The organism is Microvirga sp. KLBC 81 (assembly GCF_003075415.1).
Classification (GTDB): domain Bacteria; phylum Pseudomonadota; class Alphaproteobacteria; order Rhizobiales; family Beijerinckiaceae; genus Microvirga.
Genome location: NZ_QDAH01000050.1, coordinates 21,997 through 41,829, shown reverse-complemented (window position 1 = coordinate 41,829; position 19,833 = coordinate 21,997). Strand labels below are relative to the sequence as shown.

Annotated in this window: 10 protein-coding genes; 6 read left to right on the top strand and 4 right to left on the bottom strand. The window is 58.4% G+C overall.

Annotated features, from left to right (window positions below; translation table 11 throughout):
- Together DC522_RS23430 and glgA (DC522_RS23425) are read left to right on the top strand one after the other, a co-directional pair.
- Window positions 1-885 (top strand): sugar phosphate nucleotidyltransferase (locus tag DC522_RS23430; protein WP_116531026.1); only part of this gene is annotated, 885 nt, incomplete at its 5' end.
- Window positions 882-2,333, top strand: coding sequence for a glycogen synthase GlgA (gene glgA, locus DC522_RS23425; protein ID WP_116531025.1), 1,452 nt, complete (start codon window positions 882-884; stop codon window positions 2,331-2,333). The genes DC522_RS23430 and glgA (DC522_RS23425), both read left to right, overlap by 4 nt.
- 9 nt (window positions 2,334-2,342) lie before the next feature.
- On the opposite strand, the gene glgX is transcribed toward glgA (DC522_RS23425), so the two are convergent.
- From glgX to treZ, 4 genes are all read right to left on the bottom strand, one after another.
- The gene (glgX, locus tag DC522_RS23420; RefSeq protein ID WP_116531024.1) at window positions 2,343-4,544 is read right to left on the bottom strand and encodes a glycogen debranching protein GlgX; all 2,202 of its coding nucleotides are present in this window, start codon (window positions 4,542-4,544) and stop codon (window positions 2,343-2,345) included.
- An 80-nt stretch (window positions 4,545-4,624) separates the two neighbouring features.
- Window positions 4,625-6,868, bottom strand: a complete 2,244-nt coding sequence (glgB, locus tag DC522_RS23415; protein WP_205769739.1) for a 1,4-alpha-glucan branching protein GlgB — start codon at window positions 6,866-6,868, stop codon at window positions 4,625-4,627.
- 156 nt (window positions 6,869-7,024) lie between these two features.
- A complete protein-coding gene (locus tag DC522_RS23410; protein ID WP_116531022.1) occupies window positions 7,025-11,881 on the bottom strand; it encodes a malto-oligosyltrehalose synthase in 4,857 nt (1,618 codons plus the stop codon).
- Entirely contained in the window at window positions 11,878-13,698 is a 1,821-nt protein-coding gene (gene treZ / locus DC522_RS23405; RefSeq protein WP_116531021.1) for a malto-oligosyltrehalose trehalohydrolase, read from the bottom strand. The genes DC522_RS23410 and treZ overlap by 4 nt, the downstream gene beginning before the upstream one ends.
- A 270-nt stretch (window positions 13,699-13,968) precedes the next feature.
- Between treZ and glgA (DC522_RS23400) the strand changes: the two genes are divergently transcribed.
- The 4 genes from glgA (DC522_RS23400) (at window position 13,969) to urtC (ending at window position 19,833) form a co-directional block, all read left to right on the top strand.
- Window positions 13,969-15,498 carry a glycogen synthase GlgA gene (gene glgA, locus DC522_RS23400; protein WP_116531020.1) on the top strand — a complete coding sequence of 510 codons (1,530 nt, stop codon included), beginning with the start codon at window positions 13,969-13,971 and terminating at the stop codon, window positions 15,496-15,498.
- A gap of 274 nt (window positions 15,499-15,772) precedes the next feature.
- Window positions 15,773-17,047 (top strand): urea ABC transporter substrate-binding protein, encoded by a 1,275-nt coding sequence (gene urtA, locus DC522_RS23395; RefSeq protein WP_116531031.1) that lies wholly within the window; start codon window positions 15,773-15,775, stop codon window positions 17,045-17,047.
- Between the two features lie 63 nt (window positions 17,048-17,110).
- Window positions 17,111-18,700, top strand: a complete 1,590-nt coding sequence (gene urtB, locus DC522_RS23390; protein ID WP_116531019.1) for an urea ABC transporter permease subunit UrtB — start codon at window positions 17,111-17,113, stop codon at window positions 18,698-18,700.
- Window positions 18,697-19,833 carry an urea ABC transporter permease subunit UrtC gene (gene urtC, locus DC522_RS23385; RefSeq protein WP_116531018.1) on the top strand — a complete coding sequence of 379 codons (1,137 nt, stop codon included), beginning with the start codon at window positions 18,697-18,699 and terminating at the stop codon, window positions 19,831-19,833. Before urtB ends, urtC begins: the two co-directional genes overlap by 4 nt.

Sequence of the window (19,833 nt, the reverse complement as noted above, 5' to 3'; positions counted from 1 at the left end):
GCCGGCGATCACATCTACAAGATGGATTATGAGATCATGCTCCGCCAGCATGTGGATTCCGGTGCGGATGTGACCGTTGGCTGCCTCGAGGTTCCACGCATGGAAGCAACGGGCTTCGGGGTGATGGCTATCGATGAAACGGAGCGCATCGTCTCGTTCCTGGAGAAGCCTGCCGATCCACCTGGCATGCCCGACAAACCTGACATGGCGCTGGCCAGCATGGGGATCTACGTTTTCAATACGCGGTTTCTGTTCGACCAGTTGAGGCGGGATTCGGCTACCCCGGGCTCGAGCCGGGACTTCGGCAAGGACATCATTCCCTATCTCGTCCAGCACGGAAAAGCGGTCGCGCATCGATTCACCAATTCCTGCGTTCGCTCGGGTGCAGAGGCAGGCGGAAGCGATGCGCCGGCCTATTGGCGCGATGTTGGAACGGTTGACGCCTATTGGGAGGCCAATATCGACCTGACTGCCATCGTTCCGACGCTCGATCTCTACGACCGCGACTGGCCGATTTCGACTTTCTCCGAAACGTGGCCGCCCGCCAAGTTCGTGCATGATGAAGACGGGGGACGGCGTGGCTATGCGATCAACTCCCTCGTGTCCAGCGGCTGCATCGTGTCCGGCGCATCCTTGCGCCAGTCCCTTGTCTTCACCGCCGTGCACCTTCATTCCTACGCCCATGTGGAGGGTGCGGTCATTCTTCCCTATGCCGATATCGGCCGGGGAGCGCGACTGAAGAATGTGGTGATCGACCGCGGCGTGCGTATCCCGGACGGCCTGGTCGTGGGTGAGGATCCTGACGAGGACGCTCGGCGGTTCCGGCGCACGGAGCGCGGGATCTGCCTCATCACGAAGCCGATGATCGACAGGCTCTCTGGATGAAGTCCCTGAGCGTTCTGTCCGTTACATCGGAGCTGTTTCCCATCATTAAGACAGGCGGCTTGGCTGATGTGGCCGGCGCGTTGCCATTCGCGCTGGCGCGCGAGGGGATGGAGGTCATCTCTCTTCTTCCCGGCTACCCCGCGGTCCTGAAAGTGCTGGGTCACACTGAAACGGTTCGTGAATACCCGCATCTTTTCGGAGGCTCGGCTCGTCTCCTCTCGGCAACGGTGAAGGGGCTCGATCTCTTCGTCATCGATGCGCCGCATCTCTACGAGCGCCCAGGTTCGCCGTATCTGACGCCTGACGGGCGAGACTGGCCGGACAATGCGCGGCGCTTCGCAGCTCTGGGACGTGTCGCAGCCGATATCGGGCAGGGCCATGTGCCCGGCTTCATTCCCGATATCGTCCATGCCCATGACTGGCAGGCAGGTCTCGCTCCAGCCTATCTGCATTACAGCGATACGCCCCGACCGGGAACGGTCGTGACAATCCACAACATCGCCTTTCAAGGAATTTTCCCTGCCGATCTGCTCTACGAACTGGGCCTTCCGCCACACTCCTTCACGGTGGACGGAGTTGAGTATTACGGCCAAATTGGATTCCTGAAGTCAGGCTTGCGGCTTGCAGATCGCATCACGACAGTGTCTCCGACTTATGCGAAGGAAATCCAAACCCCAGAAGGTGGAATGGGTCTCGATGGTCTTCTGCGCTCCCGGTCAAGGGATGTGTTCGGCATTCTCAATGGAATTGATGAAGACGTCTGGAATCCGGCGAAGGACCCTTCTCTTGCTGCGACATTCAACCGTGATACGCTGAACAAGCGCGACGCCAACAAGCGGGCTCTGCAGGAACGGCTGGGGCTCGATGTAGATTCCGACGCAATGCTCTTCGGCGTGGTGAGCCGCTTGTCGGAACAAAAGGGGCTCGATCTCGTGCTCGCGGCTTTGCCTTCACTTCTGGCCGATGGAGCGCAGCTTGCTCTCCTGGGCGCCGGTGAACGGATGCTTGAGGAGAGCTTTCGGGCTGCCTCCATCGTCTATCCGGGACAGGTGGGCTGTTTCTTCGGTTATGACGAAGGATTGGCACACCTGATCCAGGGTGGGAGCGATGCTTTGTTCGTGCCCTCGCGTTTCGAACCCTGCGGGCTGACACAGCTCTGCGCCTTGCACTACGGCAACGTGCCCATCGTCTCTCGTGTTGGAGGCCTCGCTGACACCGTGATTGATGCCAACGAAATGGCCGTGGCGGCGGGCGTCGCCACAGGCTTTCAGTTTTCGCCCGTCAATCTGACGGGCCTCATTGATGCAGTTAACCGGGCCAAGATCCTCTGGTCTGACGTGGAGGCCTGGGGCCGGGTGCAAAGAAACGGCATGACAGCGGAGGTTGGATGGGGCGGGCCTGCTCGCCAATATGCCCATCTCTACCGTTCATGCCTCGAGGATGTCTGAGAAGACCTATCAGGTGCCCCGCTTCTTCTTCGGCTGATCCTCCGGCTGAAGCTGGAACAGCAGCAGCGAACGACCGGTCACCGTGTATACCTTACCGAAATTGAAGGGTGTCGGGAAATTCAAGTCCGGCCTGTTCGTGTCGACAAGGCATACCCATGCCCGGCCGCCGGTGACGGCGGGGAGCTTGCACTTCACCACGTCATGATGGGCATTGAGGATCAGGAGCAAGGTGACGTCCGTACCACGTTTGCGGATACCTGTCGGCTGCGCGCGACCATCCAGCAGAATAAGGATGCAGCGGGCGTGAGGATCCTCCCAGTGCTCGGGAGTCATTTCATCGCCTAGGGGGGTGAGCCATGTCACATCGTTGACGTCGAGTTCCTCGTTGTAGACACCTGAGAGGAAGCGTCCGCGACGAAGGATCGGCAGGCTCTGGCGCAGTTGGATCAGCCTGCGGGTGAACTCGAAGAGTTCCGCGCCATCCTCGTCGACTCCCTCCCAGTCGATCCAGGAGATGTCGTTGTCCTGCGCATAGGCATTGTTGTTGCCGTGCTGTGTGCGGGCAAATTCATCACCAGCCAGCAACATGGGCGTGCCTTGGGAGAAGAGCAGGGTGGCGAGCATGTTGCGCATCTGCCGGAATCGCAGGGCGCGGATCTCGGGATCGTTCGTCTCACCTTCGACACCGTGGTTCCAGGACAGATTATGATCATGCCCGTCCTTGTTGTTCTCGCCATTCGCCTCGTTGTGCTTGTCATTGTAGGAGACGAGGTCGCGGAGCGTGAACCCGTCATGGGCCGTGATGAAGTTCACCGAGGCCCAAGGCTTGCGGCCACGCTTGTTGAAGAGGTCGGCGGAGGCGGTCAGACGAGAGGCAAGCTCGGGCAGCTTCCCATCCTCGCCCTTCCAATAAGCGCGGACCGTATCGCGATAGCGGTCATTCCATTCTGCCCAGCCGGGCGAGAAGCGGCCGACCTGATAGCCGCCCGGGCCGCAATCCCACGGCTCGGCGATCAGCTTGACGCGACTGAGCACGGGATCCTGCCTTACGGCATCGAGAAAGCGTCCATCCTCCTCGAAGCCATGTGGCTCACGGGCGAGGATGGTGGCGAGGTCAAAACGGAAACCGTCCACATGGACCTCCTGCGCCCAATAGCGCAGGCTGTCGGTGACCATTTGCAGGATCCGCGAATGGCTCAAGTTGACCGTGTTCCCAGTGCCGGTGTCGTTGATGTAGTAGCGCTTCTCGGGAGCAAGCCTGTAGTAGGAGGCGTTGTCGATGCCCTTGAAGGAAAGGGTTGGACCCAATTCATTTCCTTCAGCCGTGTGGTTATAGACAACGTCGAGAATCACCTCGATCCCGGCATCATGGAAATGGCTGACCATTTCCTTAACTTCGTTCACGAATGGGGTCGCGAGATAACGCGGCTGCGGGGCGAAGAAACCAATGGTGTTGTAACCCCAGTAATTGCGCAGATCTTTCTCGATCAGGTAACTGTCATCCACGAAGGCGTGGATCGGCAGGAGTTCGACGGTAGTGACGCCAAGGCTCTTGATGTAGTTGATCGATTCATGATGCATCAGGCCCGTGAAGGTACCACGGAACTCTTTCGGTATCGCGGGATGCTTCATGGTGAAACCGCGCAGATGCGCCTCATAGATGATCGTGCGCTCCCATGGAATCTGCGGCCTGCGTTCATTCCCCCATGTAAAGGCCATGTCGATCACACGGCATTTGGGCATGAACGCTGCGCTGTCACGCTCGTCGAAAGACAGATCCGCGTCGGGCGAACCGACCTTATAGCCGAACAGGGCAGAGTCCCACTTCAAGTTACCGATCATCTGCTTGGCATAAGGGTCGAGAAGCAGCTTGTTGTGATTGAAGCGATGTCCGGCATCGGGCTCGTAAGGCCCGTGTACACGGTAGCCATAGGTGGTGCCGGGACGCGCATCGGGCAGGTAACCGTGCCAGACTTCGTCCGTGTATTCCGGCAATTCGATCCGCTCCAGTTCGCGCTTGCCCTCAAGGTCGAAGAGGCAGAGCTCGACCTTGGTGGCATTGGCAGAGAAAAGGGCGAAGTTCACGCCGAGGCCGTCCCAGGTTGCCCCCAGAGGATAGGGCAGCCCCTCCCGAAGCCGGGACGTCCGCCGCACGGTGGGAGCAACGATTTCGACTGGGGCTGGCTCTCGGGTCTCGATTTTGTCGTTCATCGCAGGTCTCAGGAAGCGGAGCAGATCGGTTCACATCATCAACGCGCCGGGAGGCAGGAAGTCCCGCTGAAAGCTCGATGCTAGGTTCCCGCTTGCCAGGTGCGCTCCAGACCAAGGATGAGAGTGGCCAGAGGCGGGATGGTGAGGCAGAGGGAGCAGGGGCGTCCATGGCTGGGTGTCTCCTCAGCTGAGACCCCGCCGAGATTGCCAACATTGCAGCCGCCATAGATGGATGCGTCCGTATTCACGATCTCCCGATAAAAACCGGGCAGCGGCACGCCGATGCGATAGTCCTCCCGCGGCACAGGCGTGAAGTTCGAGATGACCACCGCGATGGAATTTTCATCATCTCCCCGTCGCAGCCAAGCGACTACGCTGTTGTCTCTGTCGTCGGAGACGATCCACTCGAAGCCTTTCCACTCGCAGTCACGCTCATGCAGCGCCGGTATCGAGCGATAGGCGGCATTGAGGTCACGGATAAGAGCCTGGACTCCTTTATGGTACGAATCATCCAAAAGGTGCCAGTCGAGGCTCTGGTCGTGGTTCCATTCCTGCTCCTGGGCAAATTCTCCGCCCATGAACAGCAGCTTCTTTCCAGGATGGCCCCACATGAATCCGAAATAAGCGCGCAGGTTCGCAAAACGCTGCCATTGATCACCCGGCATCTTTCCGATGAGTGAGCCTTTGCCATGAACGACCTCATCATGGCTGAGCGGCAGAATGAAGTTCTCCGAGAAAGCGTAGAGAAGACCGAAAGTCAGATCATGATGGTGATAACGGCGGAAGATCGGGTCCTTGCTGATGTAGCGCAGGGTGTCGTGCATCCACCCCATGTTCCACTTGAAGCCGAAGCCAAGACCGCCAGTATAGGTCGGCTGCGAAACGCCGGGCCATGCGGTGGATTCCTCCGCTATCGTGATCGCACCCGGTGCCGAGGCATAGGCGACCTCGTTCATGCGACGCAGGAAATCGATCGCCCCCAAGTTCTCATTGCCGCCATAGCGGTTGGGAATCCACTCGCCAGGCTTGCGAGAGTAGTCGAGGTAGAGCATCGAGGCCACGGCATCGACGCGCAGGCCGTCGAGATGGTAGCGCTCCAGCCAGAAGCGGGCATTCGCGACAAGGAAAGTAGCAACCTCCTGCCGCTCGTAATTGTAGATATAGGTGCCCCAATCCTGATGGAAGCCGAGACGCGGATCGGCATGCTCATAAAGATGCGTGCCGTCGAAATAGCTCAGACCATGCGGATCGTTCGGGAAATGGGCCGGCACCCAATCGAGGATGATGCCGATCCCGGCAGCATGGGCCGCCTCCACGAAAGCTGCAAAGTCCTCAGGCGTGCCGAAGCGGCTTGTGGGTGCATAAAGAGAAATCGGCTGATAACCCCAGGATCCGTCGAAGGGATACTCGGTGATCGGCAGGAGTTCGATATGCGTGAAGCCCAAATCCTTCACATAGGGGATGAGCCTGACGGCGAGCTCTCGATAGGTGAGATAGCGGTTGCCTTCCTCCGGCACGCGCGCCCAAGAGCCGAGATGGCACTCATAGATGGACATGGGGGCCTTGCGCTGGTTCTGCGCGGCGCGTGCCCTCATCCATTCCCTATCACTCCATTCAAAATCCGGGTCGCCTTTCAGAATAGAAGCGGTGGCGGGAGGGTGCTCCGCCACAAAGGCGAGTGGATCGGCTTTGAGCGCCAGCAGATTGCCGTGGAGGCCGATGATCTCGAACTTGTAGCGCTGGCCCGCCATGACGTCGGGAATGAAGAGCTCCCAAACGCCGCCTTCATGACGGCGCCGCATCGGGTGGCATCGTCCGTCCCAGTTGTTGAACTCGCCGACAACGCTCACGCGCCGCGCGTTCGGAGCCCACACGGCAAACAGAAAGCCTTGGATGCCCCCCAAATCCAAATGATGGGCGCCGAGCTTTCGGTAGATCGCATCACTGCCGGGATCGCGGAACTGCGTGACATCGTGGTGAGAGAGAAACGTGCCGAAGCTGTAGGGGTCGTGCCGGATCTCCACATGATCGTGGCTTTCGACCTTCAGCCTGTAATCTGGACGTTCCGAAGCATTCAGAGTGCCGACGAACAGCCCATCGGCGAACCTCTTCTCCATCAGGGCGAGAGCGGTCTGTCCGTCACGCGCGACGACAGTGACGGCATCCGCATGGGGAATAATGGCTCTAACTTCCCAGGTGCCCGGTAAAATCTCGTGGGGACCGAGCACGGAAAAGGGATCACCGGATACAATGATGTCAGCAACCGATTGCGGCTCGACCGAACGCTCCTTCACGCTCTGCGATCCACCCCTGCGCTGGGCCATGCTAACTTTCCCTTGGTCTGCTTCCGCTGCCATGGATGAGTCTTCCCGGCGGCGTTCTTGCTTTATGAGAGAACACCATTATGGGGCGGTCCCGATCCGGGACCAGACGGAGGAGGGCCAAAGGGAGGTGAGGGGGCAGCAGAGTGGCGGAAGCCCTCATTTGGACTGATCCTGCCTCAAGACTGCAAAGGGAAAGGAGGGCAAAAGCTCGCCCAACTTCTGTTCACCGGCTGTGATGGCGCTAACTTGATCTGTTATCACATTCCTCCACTGGCCGTCAGGCAAGGCGAGACTTAATCCGCTCCAAATTGCAGGGTCGAATTTGAGGCGGTCAGTATTGATAAGACTGTTCCAAAAGCGGGGAGCAATGACGGCGAGTTTGTCGTCGCCATGCTGCCTCATGAAGGCAATCACATGAGAGGCGCGCTCGCCCTCAACCGGTATCGCTTGATAATCACCATCGGAATAGAGGCTGGGAATTGAGGCACGATCCCGCAGAAGGCGGGCCAGGATGTACTGCTTAACACGGCCATCCTGCCATTCGGATAGGAGCGATTTCAGAGATGGCATCTCAGCAAGCGCCTGAGTGCGGGTATCATAATCAACGGGCCGGCGGTTGTCGGGATCGACAAGAGAAAAATCCCAGAATTCAGTGCCCTGATAAATATCCGGCACGCCTGGCAGGGTCATTTTGAGTATGGTTCGCGAGAGACCGTTCAGCATGCCGAGAACTGAAATCCGCCGAGCAAAGGGACGCAGTCGATCGAGGATGCGGCTTTTCGGGTCGAGCACGGCGTGTAACACGCTTAGCGCTGCTTCTTCGTACTTGATATCAGGATTGATCCAACTCGTCTGCCGCTTTGCTTCCCGGAGAGCTTTGGTGACATAGCCTTTCATGCGTTCGTGCAAAGAAGTGAGTTGTCGGCTGTCGTCACCATCGAGAAGCTCCAGTGGCCATGCGCCTAGAAGCGCCTGAAGCAGGATCACTTGATCATTCGCATCCGGGGCTGGGGCACCGTTCACGTCAGAGAGATAGGGGGAGATGGACTCACGCCAGAGGCTTACGGCTTCTTCCCATTCTTCGGGCATTTCGGAGAGCGCCAGCAGGCGGGCGCGGGCATCCTCGCCGCGCTTTGTGTCGTGAGTGGCGGTCGCAATCATGGCATGGGGCCAGTCACGTGCCCTCTTGGCATTGGCCGTGTGGAAAGCCTGCAGCGTGATACCAAAATGTCCCGGATCGCCACCGACCTCGTTCAAAGCAATGAGGCGCCCATAGCGGTAGAACAGAGTGTCCTCCAGGCTCTTGGCCATGACTGGGCCAGTCAGTTGCTGGAACCGTCGGCGGAAGCGTCGGACATCGGCAGGATCGGCTGCTTCCGCCCTGCCGAGTAGAGCGGTAGCGATGAAGTCATGCACGCTTCGATCGGGCAGGGCGCTGGACTGCTTGGCCGCTTGGATGGCTCCCTCGACGAGGTGCAAATCTGCGGGCGAAGGCTCTCCTTCGCCAAGATAGCTGCGATAGACCGGGAACACGGCGATGATCTCCACCAGAGCCAAGCGCAGGGCGTAAGCCGTGTAGTCCCGGGTGTGACGACTGGCATCCGTAATCGCCTTGATGTCGGAGACCAGGACCTCAAGCTCACTGGCAAAATTCGATTGCGTAATTTCGAGCTTCGCCTGCTTCAGCAGATCTTCATATTCATCCGTTAAGCCGGATGCCTCGCGGTAGATGCACTCGAAGGTTTCGCCCGCCTGCTCGTTGAGAAGAACGCCGTCGATCAGGTTGAGAACGTCATAGCCGGTCGTCCCAGCAACGGGCCAAGCACGCAGTTCCTCTCCCGGTTCCAGAATTTTCTCGACAACGACATAGAAACCGGGGCCTACCTCACGCTGCAGCGCGCGGGCATATCCCTCCGGATCGGCAAGACCGTCGATGTGGTCGATCCGCAGGCCGTGGATCCGGCTCTCCTTCACCAGATCCAGGATGAGGTCATGCGTACGCTCGAAAATCTCCGGAATCTCGACCCGCATGCCTGCGAGATTGTTGATGTCGAAGAAGCGCCGATAATTGATTTCGCTCGACGCAACCCGCCAATAGGCCAGTCGGTAGGATTGAGCCTCAAGAAGGTGGTGCAGGGCGTTGAAGCTATCAGGAAGGCTTCGAGTGCCATTGATAGCCTTTAATACGTGGGCGATGGCTTTCCTGATCAATGGCTGATCGGCAGCAATGCGCGACAATCGCCACTTCAAATGCTCGCCTTCTTTCAGAAGTGACGAAAGATGCTGTAGCGATATCCGCCCTCCCATGGCGCGCAGGCGTTCCGTCAATGCAAGCAAGTCACCGGCCTTTGCCCTCTCGTCGAGAACTGCCAAGGCCTGGTCGAGCACCATGGGATAGGTTGTCGGGCAGATGGGCAGTCGGTGCTCCCAATGCCAGACGCTGAAGCTGCCTTCATCCGTATCGAATTTCAGTTGCAGCTCGCCCTTTTCCAGGGTCTCTCCGTAAAGGCCGCCGAGGACGGGCACGATCAGCTTGCCCTGAGCCCCGGGCCTCTCCCAGTCGATGTCGAAGGCATCCGCCGCAGGCGAAAGCCGACCCCATTCCAGAACTGACAACCACCACCCATTGGCGCTCCCGCCCACGCCCATATGATTAGGCACGATGTCGAGCAGAAGCTTTAGTCCGTGGGCCGTCAGAGCATCCGACAAGCGGCGGAATCCCTCCTCGCCGCCAAGTTCCGGATTGATGGCAGAGTGATCGACGATGTCGTAGCCATGCGTCGAGCCAGGGCTGGCTGCGTGGATGGGTGACGAGTAGACATGACTGATGCCGAGCTTGGCCACATACGGCACGATCTTTACGGCATCATCAAAGGTAAAGTCCTTATGAAATTGCAGCCGGTATGTGGCATGAGGTGGTGGAGACGCGAGGGCATTTCTTCTAGGCCGCACGTCCCGTCCTTCTTCCGTCAGAGCGGCGGATAACTTCGCCATCAGTTGACCGGGAGCCGTGATGGTTTCGATAGTGTTCGAAAGACGCCGGCGCCAGTTGGGGTGACCCGCATCCTGGCCTGGCATGTTCGGTTGGTTCAGCTCACCTGAAGCATCCTCGACTTGTAAGGCCGTGAGCACACATGATGTCCGCGCGAGATAGCGTACGGCTCCCTCGAGCGGCGGTTCCTCCGGCGTGCTTGGTGATGGGAGTAGGCCGCCTTCGGCAAGAGCCTTCGTGAAGCGCTGCTTATCCGCTTCACGTGCGGCGCGCTCGCAGTCTGCCATCTTGGGATCGAATATACCGAACGTCTGGCGTAAATCGATATCGAGCCCGCGCCACCATCCTTTGAATGTCGGGAGGTCATGTGTGGTGAGAACGGCAAGCGCTGAGCGCGGGTAATCTTCTGGCTTCTTGAAGTCGGGTCCATCACGCTCGAAGGGCAGTACCCGGTAGCTGAGGAGGCCCGATGCCATAATGGCATCCGAGAAGCCCTTCGGCGCCGTGCCGAGGTCTTCCGCGATAACCAGGCAGCGGGAGCGGTGACTCTCTACGCGCAGAACCGCGAGCATGGCTTCGAACGGATAATCGACATAGGCCCCTTGCGATGCCGGCGCTCCGGATGGAATGAGGAAGAGACGCTGCAGCTGGAACGCGTGGTCAATGCGGATCGCACCGGCATGGCGCATGTTCGCCGCCACAAGGTCGCGGAAGGCTGCCAAGCCCTGCTCTTCCAACGTCAGAGGATTGAAGGGCGGCAAGCCCCAGTTTTGCCCCTGCGGTCCCAAGGGGTCTGGAGGCGCCCCGACTGCAAGCCCAGGCGCAAATCGATCGGGCGTTGCCCAGATTTCAGAGCCGCCGCCGTCAGCCCCGACAGCAAGATCCCGGTAGAGGCCAATCGTGAGCCCTGCTAACCGCGCGCGCTTGGCGGCTTGTGCCAGTTGACGGTCGGCCAGCCATTGAAGCCACACATAAAACGAGATGCGTTCCTGCTGGTCGTTGCGGAAGCGGCCGACCTCGGTTGACCGGATATTGCGAAAGGCCTCAGGCCACTCGCCGACCCACGCACGTCCTTGCCCATGGAAATACTCGGAGAGCGCCTCGAATGTCGCATGCGCTTCAAGTGCTTCTCCTCCTGCGCGCCTGAAGGCTTCGAACGCAGCATGGTCGCCGGATTTCTGAAAGTGCCCCCACAAGACATCAAGCATCGGACGCTTGATCCCCCAAGCTTCCGCATAATCAATGAGGTGGGCCTCCTGAAGGCGGGATAAACGCTCCTGGACATCCGATCGCTCCAGGCTCTGCTTGGCCCCACTCTCGTCAAAGCCCTCCACACGGGTTGGATCAATATAAAGTGCTTCTAGGAAAAGGCGGGAAGAGGGCGAGTAGGGCGAGATCTTCGTGCGGTCGGCTGAGAAGAGCGCGTGAACGGGACTGAGGCCTAAGAAGGCTCCGCCAAGTGCTCCGACACCTTCAGCGAGGAGAGCGACATCGGCATAATCGCCGATGCCGAGATCGTGCTCCGAGCGCAGAGAGTAGATCTGAGCAGTGGCTCCCCACAGACGCTTCTGACCTTCCAATGCTTGAGGCTGCCAGCAGGCGTCGGGTGCTGAGATGATCGTTGCTTCGAACTCCCCGAGCCGCAGGCGATGATAGCCCATAGGCAGGGCAGGGAGCTTTAGCGTCGCTTCGCCTCTGGGGATAGTTCCTTCATGCGTTGTTCCCGTCTCTTCCGTAATCAACCAGCTGGTCTGTTCGACTTTGCCGCGCAGCGGGATGGCTGCTAGGCGATCAGAGGAAACCGAAATCACCGCGGAAATCGGACCTGCTTTCAATCCCTCCAGCCGGGCAAGGCTCTGCTGCGCTTCATCCTCAGAGCCGATTCTGAGACCGAGAACCGTTAGAAGGGCGTTGCGTGTTTCCGGGCTCGTCTCGATGCTCCGACCGAATGCATCTGCGTAGTCCGGTGAAATGCCGACCAGTTCAGCCATGCGCTCCAAGAGAGCATTCAGCTTGCTCATGCCGATGCCTCTTTTACGATGATACCCTTCCAGGGTTCGAGCTGCCCGCTTCCACGGGCAGGTAGAGAGCTTTCATTTGACCAGAGCACCTGGGCGTTGTTTCCGACGTCTATCGAAATAGGCCGAATTCCGAAGTTGGCCAGAAGACGGAGTTCTGCGCCTGCAAATGCCCAAGTTACATCAAGCATGTTCTCAGATGAGATCGTGTGGCGAGAGCCACGATATTTGCTTCTGAGCAGAGGAATGACCGCATCTTTCCGTATCTGCAGCAGGCGCTTTGCCTCAAACAGGGCTTCCCGATGCGGAGAGCGCTCGAGCTCCGTCCAATCGATCCTAGAGCGTTCGAAGGTCGCACAGTCCGTGGGGTCAGGAATGCCCTGTGCTGTTTCAGGATCGGCGAAGGCTTTGAAGTGCTTGAACTCATCCCGGCGTCCCTCGCGCACGGCCTTGGCGAGATCAGGCTCTGACTCGAAGTCGACGAAGAATTGGAATGGGGCTGAGGCTGACCATTCCTCACCCATGAAGATCAGCGGAATGTGGGGTGAGAGAAGAAAGATGGCCTGCGCCAGCGCAAGGCGATCCCGGGGAATGAGATGGGAGAGGCGCTCCCCGAACGCACGGTTGCCGACCTGATCATGATTTTGAAGGAAGGATACGAAAGCCGTCGGCGGCAGATGAGCGGAGGGCTCCCCGCGGGTAACGCCCGGCTTATGGGCCGATGGATCGCCCTGATAGGCAAACCCCTCGGCGAGCGCGCGGCCGAGCCGTTTGAGCGGTTCGTCCGCATAATCCTGATAGTAACCTTCATTCTCTCCGGTCAGCAAGGCATGCCAGGAATTGTGGATATCATCCGCCCATTGCGCCGTGTGGAGGCGAGGGATTCTGCCGGCGTGCCGCTCGAGCCATCGCGCTTGATTGGCTTCGTTCTCCAGCACGAGATGGATGTGTCGGTCCGGAATGGCCTGACGGATGCGTGTGGCAAGCTCCTCGAGGAAGTGCGGCTTGCTGTCATCAACAATTGCGTGGACGGCATCGAAGCGCAGCCCATCGAAATGATATTCTTCCAACCAGTAGAGTGCGTTGTGAATAAAGAAGTCGCGCACAATGCGACTGCCTTCGCCGTCCACATTGATGCCAGCGCCCCAAGGGGTCGGGTGCCGTTCGGTGAAGAATGACTTCGCATAGGCGTGGAGATAGTTCCCGGATGGGCCGAAGTGATTATAGACCACGTCGAGGAACATCATCAGGCCAAGCTCGTGCGCATGGTCAATGAGCCGCTTCAAGTCTTCCGGGCTGCCATAGGCAGCCTCAGGAGCGTAGGGAAGGACGCCATCATATCCCCAGTTCCGGCGGCCAGGGAATTCGGCAACCGGCATCAGTTCGATAGCCGTGACGCCCAGATCGCGCAGAGCATCGAGTTTTTTCATGAGGCCTGCATAAGTGCCTTCGAGTGTTGCCGTGCCCACATGCACTTCATAGAGGACAGCCTCTTCCCAAGGCCGTCCTCTCCAGGAGATGTCAGACCACTCATAAGAGTGTGGATCGACAACAAGGCTCAACCCGTGCACGTCGTCTGGCTGGAAGCGGGAGGCGGGATCCGGCGCCACAAGCTTTCCATCGATCCTGTAGCCATAACGGCTGCCTGCCTGGGCACTTGTTGAAACGATGCGATACCAGCCGTCCTCGTGGGTTTCCATTGCCTGATCTGTCCCGTCAAGCACAAGCTTCACATCACCTGCGGTGGGTGCCCAGAGTGCAAAGCGAACACCGTCTGTCGTAATTTCTGCCCCGAAAGGCATCGGGTGAATACGCCGCATAGGATCTCCAAATAATCGAGGCACTTGCGAACGAGCTTCGCTGTGCAATGTTCCCGGCTTTGAAAAATTACAGCTAAGGTTGCGGGAGCCATCTTCACGATGTGAGATGCTCATGGAGCATAGGTTCCACGGACCCTGCGACAAAATCGACACCCTCGGAATACCTAAAAATAATCAAAATTTTTGTGGAACATTCTGCAGGTAAGTGCGTTAAAAGCGCGACCTGCTTTGGGCGCGGGGGGTCGTTGGGGAGCGCGCCCTCGTGATAACATGTTAGAAACATTTCGACCGGAAGCTGGTGCGGCTTTCGCGGCGACAGGACGTGCCGAGCTGCATCATGATCGTCCGCCTTCGATTTCCGTAACGCGTAAACAGTCCATCCTTTTTGTGACGTCCGAGATAGCCGACTACATAAAAGCGGGTGGTCTCGGAGAAGTCTCGGCTGCTCTGCCACGGGCACTGAGGCAGCACTACGATGTCCGTATTCTGATACCAGGATACCGACAGGTTCTCTCGCAAATCGGTTCGGTTGAGGAGATTGCGCGGCTGCCGGCATCTTTTGGCATTCCAACATGTGGCCTTGGCCGTGGGATGACGAAGGATGGGTTGACCGTCTATGTCCTTCTATGCCCCGAATTGTATGAGCGTGACGGTTCTCCCTATGTCGATCCTTTCGGTGTAGACTGGGGCGACAACGATATCCGGTTTGCGCGTCTTGGCCTGGCCGCTGCCGATATCGCTTGCGGTAACGGCGATCCTCTATGGCGTGCAGACCTTCTGCATCTCAACGATTGGCCATCGGGCTTGGCAGCCGCGTACCTCGCTTGGCGCGGAGAGCATATCCCGACTATCCTCACTGTTCACAATCTTGCCTACCAGGGTATCTTCGAGCGCGATCGTCTGCAGCGACTCGGCATTCCGGATGCCGCTTTTCACATTAATGGTGTGGAGTTTTATGGAAAGCTGTCTTTCCTGAAGGCCGGAATTTTCTATGCGTCCCATATCACGACCGTGAGCTCGACCTATGCCCAGGAGATCACCAGGCCTGAGTTCGGCTGCGGCCTCGATGGCCTCTTAAGAACGCGCGCGAGACAAGGTCGTCTCGACGGCATCATCAATGGCATCGATCCGAGCTGGGATCCTGCCAAGGATCCCTATCTGGTGAGTCGCTTCTCGGCAGAGAATTTCCGGGGCAAGCGCGCTAATGCCAACAATGTGCGCAAGAGCTTCGGGCTTGGTCTCTCCAATGGCCCGCTTTTTGCTGTCGTCTCCCGTCTCGTTCATCAGAAGGGTGTGGATCTCGCGATTTCTGCGGCCGAAACCATCGTGTCACAAGGTGGTCAGATCGCCGTGATCGGTCAGGGCGAACCCCGTTTCGAAGCGGAGCTCCAGGCGCTAGCTCATCGCCACCCGGGATCTGTGGGCGTGAAGATCGGTTATGATGAGGGTGATGCGCGCCGCATGTATGCTGGCAGCGATTTCCTTCTCATGCCGTCCCGGTTCGAGCCATGTGGATTGAGCCAGATGTATGCTCAGCGCTTCGGATCGTTGCCGATTGCTCATAAAACGGGCGGTCTGGCTGACACTATTGAAGATGGCGTGAATGGCTTTCTTTTCGGGGCACCCTGTGTCCATCGGTTCACGGATGCAATCAAGCGAGGACTTGAGACCTTCCGTTCACGGCAGCGCCTCTCAGCCATGCGTCGCGCCGCGATGAACAGGCCTCATGGCTGGGACCGCTCTGCCTCTAAATACAGGCAGGTTTACGAGCGGGCCTGTCAGACGGCAGCATACGTCTAATGCCACTCTGTTAGCGGACAATGAGGCGGGTGAGCGGTTGCCGTTCAGCCGCTTTTTTCGTGTGCAAGCGAGCTGAAAGACAGTTGCAGACTCAATCCTCCAATCTCTGCCGCTTTTTCAGTCAGCGTGCTCAATCCTCATCCTAGAGAGGGGGAATCGAGCCCTCGAAAGGCTCGCTCCGCCTCCAAGCCCATATTGGCATGGTTATTGCTTCTGATCCCGTGCTGCACCTCAAACAGGGCAGGCGAGGGAGAGGACCATGTCGATGTTGAAGATGACACGTAGACGCCTGATCGCGCTGGCTTCGGCCGCATTGGTTTCGGGCACGATGGCGGGGGCCGCACAAGCACAGGAAACGATCAAGGTTGGCGTTCTTCATTCCTTGTCGGGCACCATGGCGATCAGCGAAACTACGCTGAAGGACGTCATGCTGATGCTCATCGAGGAGCAGAACAAGAAGGGCGGCCTGCTGGGCAAGAAGCTCGAGGCTGTGGTGGTCGACCCTGCTTCCGACTGGCCGCTTTTTGCCGAGAAAGCCCGCCAGCTGATCAGTCAGGACAAGGTTGCGGCCGTTTTCGGCTGCTGGACTTCCGTGTCGCGCAAGTCCGTCCTGCCGGTGTTCAAGGAACTCAACAGCATCCTGTTCTATCCCGTGCAATATGAAGGCGAGGAGAGCGAGCGCAACGTGTTCTACACTGGTGCCGCGCCGAACCAGCAGGCCATTCCTGCCGTTGACTACCTGGCGAAGGAAGAGAAGGTGGAGCGCTGGGTGCTTGCCGGCACCGACTATGTCTATCCGCGAACCACGAATAAGATCCTTGAAGCCTATCTCAAATCCAAGGGTGTCAAGCCTGAGGACATCATGATCAACTACACGCCGTTCGGTCACTCCGACTGGCAGACGATCGTCGCAGACATCAAGAAGTTCGGCTCGGCGGGCAAGAAGACGGCCGTGGTCTCCACTGTCAACGGCGATGCCAACGTGCCCTTCTATAAAGAACTCGCAAACCAGGGCATCAAGGCCACGGATATCCCCGTAGTTGCCTTCTCGGTCGGTGAGGAGGAGCTCGCCGGCATCGACACGAAACCTCTCATCGGCCACCTGGCCGCGTGGAACTACTTCCAGTCGGTTGATACGCCTGAGAACAAGGCCTTCATCGAGAAGTGGAAGGCATTCACCAAGAACGAGAAGCGCGTCACCAACGATCCCATGGAAGCTCACGTGATTGGCTTCAACATGTGGGTGAAGGCGGTTGAGAAGGCCAAAACGACCGATCCGGACAAGGTGATCGATGCCATTGTCGGCATTCAGGTTCCGAACCTGACCGGCGGTGTATCGGAGATGCTGCCGAATCACCACATCACGAAGCCTGTTCTCATCGGTGAGATCAAGGAAGACGGTCAGTTCGAGACTGTGTCGCAAACCGATGCCCTGGTGCCGGGCGATGCCTGGTCGAAGTATCTCGAAGGATCGAAGGACCTGATCGCCGATTGGAAGGCGCTCAAGTGCGGCAACTACAACACCGTCACCAAGAAGTGCGGCGCCTGATCGTGTGAGTAGAGGGCGGCTGTATGGCCGCTCTCACCCTTTCTCATTGTCAAAGTTCGATTCATGACCAGCTTACGCATTGTTCTGCAGGTCTTTGTTCTGCTAATCGGTATGGCTGCCAGTGCCATGGCTGGCCCCTATGAGGAGGCGCTGCCGAAATTTGCTGCCGACAGTTATGCGGATGCGGAGGCTGCCCTTTCAGCAATCGCAAGCAGCGGCCACACTCGGGCTCTGACTGTTGTCGAGGCACTGCGGGATGGTCGCCTCCTGGTCGGGGGAGGACAGGTCTATATCAAAGCGATCTCCGGCGGGGTCGTTGATGCGACAACAGGACAGGCGGCAAGTTCGACAGGAAACCTTAAGCCGGTTCGGGTGAACAACCGCATTCGGCGTGCCATTGAGGCAGCCCTGGGAAACCTCACGTTGCTCAGCGTCGATGCGGCAACCCGTCTCAATGCAGCTCGTGCTGTATTTCGCTCTCGTGATGTCGCCGCCTTGCCGATTTTGGAGCGTGCCATTGCTCAAGAGAGCGATGTCCATGTCCGAGATGCGCTGGAGAGTGCTCGCGCGGCAGTCGTCCTGAGCAGGTCCGACGCTTCGGTTGCGGACAAGAAAGCAGCCATCGAGGTCCTGGAGGCACGCGGTGACCAGGATGCGCTTGCTCTCCTCACCACGCTCCCATCCGATGTACCGTCAGAACTCATCAAGGCCGCAGGTGATGCCGCAAGGGATATTCAGATACGCTTGGCGTATTGGAATGCACTTCAGAATGTCTGGTACGGCATTTCTCTTGGATCGGTTCTGCTTCTGGCTGCCATCGGACTTGCCATCACCTTTGGAACCATGGGCGTGATCAACATGGCCCATGGTGAAATGGTCATGATCGGGGCCTACACGACTTTCGTGGTGCAAGAACTTATCCGTGTCTACGCACCGGGCCTCTTCAATGCCTCGCTTTTCATCGCGTTGCCGCTCGCCTTCCTGGTTGTTGGGGCTGTGGGCATCTTGATCGAGCGCGGAGTGATCCGCTTCTTGTATGGACGTCCGCTCGAAACCCTGCTGGCAACCTGGGGTCTGTCGCTCATTCTGCAGCAAGGGGTGCGGACGATTTTCGGTCCAACCAACCGGGAGGTCGGTACACCGGGCTGGATGAGCGGCGCGCTTGAAATTGGTGGGTTGAGCCTGACCTATAATCGCATAGCCATCGTGGTCTTCGCCTACTCGGTGTTTGCGGTTCTGCTCCTCGTGATGCGCTATACATCGCTTGGGCTTTACGTCCGAGCCGTCACGCAGAACCGCCGTATGGCGGGATCCATGGGGATCCGAACCAACCGAATCGATGCGCTTGCCTTTGGCTTAGGCTCGGGCGTTGCCGGCATTGCCGGTGTCGCCCTCTCGCAGATCGACAATGTCAGCCCCAATCTGGGACAAGGTTACATCATCGACAGCTTCATGGTCGTCGTCTTCGGTGGCGTCGGAAATCTCTGGGGCACTCTGGTCGGCGCGATGACTCTTGGTGTCGCGAACAAGATGCTCGAGCCTTATGCAGGCGCTGTCCTCGGCAAGATCGTGCTCCTCATCGCGATCATCCTTTTCATCCAGAGACGTCCGCGTGGATTGTTCGCGCTGAAGGGCAGGGCGGTAGAAGCATGAAGACACAATCTGTGCTCGATAAGCAGTCCATCATCGTCTTAACCCTCCTGGCTGCGGCGGCTACCTTGGTGCCGGTGCTCAATGGGTTGATTGCGCCAAATTCGGCTCTGTATCTGCCCGATCACCTTGTTCTGATGCTTGGAAAATATATCTGCTTCGCCCTTCTGGCGCTCTCTGTTGACCTGATCTGGGGCTTCTGCGGCATTCTCTCGTTGGGGCACGGCGCCTTCTTCGCGCTCGGCGGATATGCCATGGGGATGTACCTCATGCGTCAGATCGGATCCCGCGGCGTCTATGCTCATCCTGTCCTGCCGGATTTCATGGTTTTCCTGAACTGGAAGGAGCTTCCCTGGTTCTGGTACGGCTTTGACGTCCTTCCATTCGCGATGCTCATGGTGTTGCTGGTTCCTGGCATCCTCGCCTTCATTTTCAGCTGGCTCGCCTTCCGCTCCCGTGTAACAGGCGTCTATCTCTCCATCATCACGCAAGCGATGACCTATGCGCTGATGTTGGCCTTCTTCCGCAATGACATGGGCTTCGGCGGGAACAACGGTCTGACAGATTTCAAAGATATCTTGGGCTTTCCTCTGCAATCTGCCTCGACGCGCCTTGTCCTGTTCGTTCTATCCGTCGTTGCACTTGGGGCAGGCTATCTGCTGTGTCGCTGGCTCGTCAGTTCGAAATTCGGCAAGGTCCTCGTGGCAGTCCGCAATGCTGAGAGCCGAACACGATTTCTGGGCTACAGGGTTGAGCATTACAAGCTGGCTGTCTTCACGATCTCCGCGATGCTCGCGGGTATCGCTGGCGCGCTCTACGTGCCACAGGTCGGCATCATCAACCCAAGCGAATTCGCTCCTGCGAACTCCATCGAACTCGTCATCTGGGTGGCCGTTGGCGGGCGTGGAACGTTAGCTGGTGCTATACTGGGTGCACTGGCTGTGAATGCCGGCAAGACCTGGTTCACGGGGGCGCTTCCAGAATTCTGGCTGTTCGCTCTGGGCGGTCTCTTCGTCTTCGTCACGCTGTTCATGCCTCGCGGCATTCTCGGTGCGGGGCAGGACCTGTGGGAGAGAACAAAGCGGGTGCTTGGATCAAAGCCCTCCCCCGAAGCAGTTTCTCAGGCGGCGGAGTAG

Bases quoted from the DNA above. Each gene is read 5' to 3' on its own strand.
- glgA (WP_116531025.1), top strand. From the start codon at position 882: ATGAAGTCCCTGAGCGTTCTGTCCGTTACATCGGAGCTGTTTCCCATC.
- glgX (WP_116531024.1), bottom strand. From the start codon at position 4,544: ATGAACGACAAAATCGAGACCCGAGAGCCAGCCCCAGTCGAAATCGTT.
- glgB (WP_205769739.1), bottom strand. From the start codon at position 6,868: ATGGCCCAGCGCAGGGGTGGATCGCAGAGCGTGAAGGAGCGTTCGGTC.
- DC522_RS23410 (WP_116531022.1), bottom strand. From the start codon at position 11,881: ATGAGCAAGCTGAATGCTCTCTTGGAGCGCATGGCTGAACTGGTCGGC.
- treZ (WP_116531021.1), bottom strand. From the start codon at position 13,698: ATGCGGCGTATTCACCCGATGCCTTTCGGGGCAGAAATTACGACAGAC.
- glgA (WP_116531020.1), top strand. From the start codon at position 13,969: ATGTTAGAAACATTTCGACCGGAAGCTGGTGCGGCTTTCGCGGCGACA.
- urtA (WP_116531031.1), top strand. From the start codon at position 15,773: ATGACACGTAGACGCCTGATCGCGCTGGCTTCGGCCGCATTGGTTTCG.
- urtB (WP_116531019.1), top strand. From the start codon at position 17,111: ATGACCAGCTTACGCATTGTTCTGCAGGTCTTTGTTCTGCTAATCGGT.
- urtC (WP_116531018.1), top strand. From the start codon at position 18,697: ATGAAGACACAATCTGTGCTCGATAAGCAGTCCATCATCGTCTTAACC.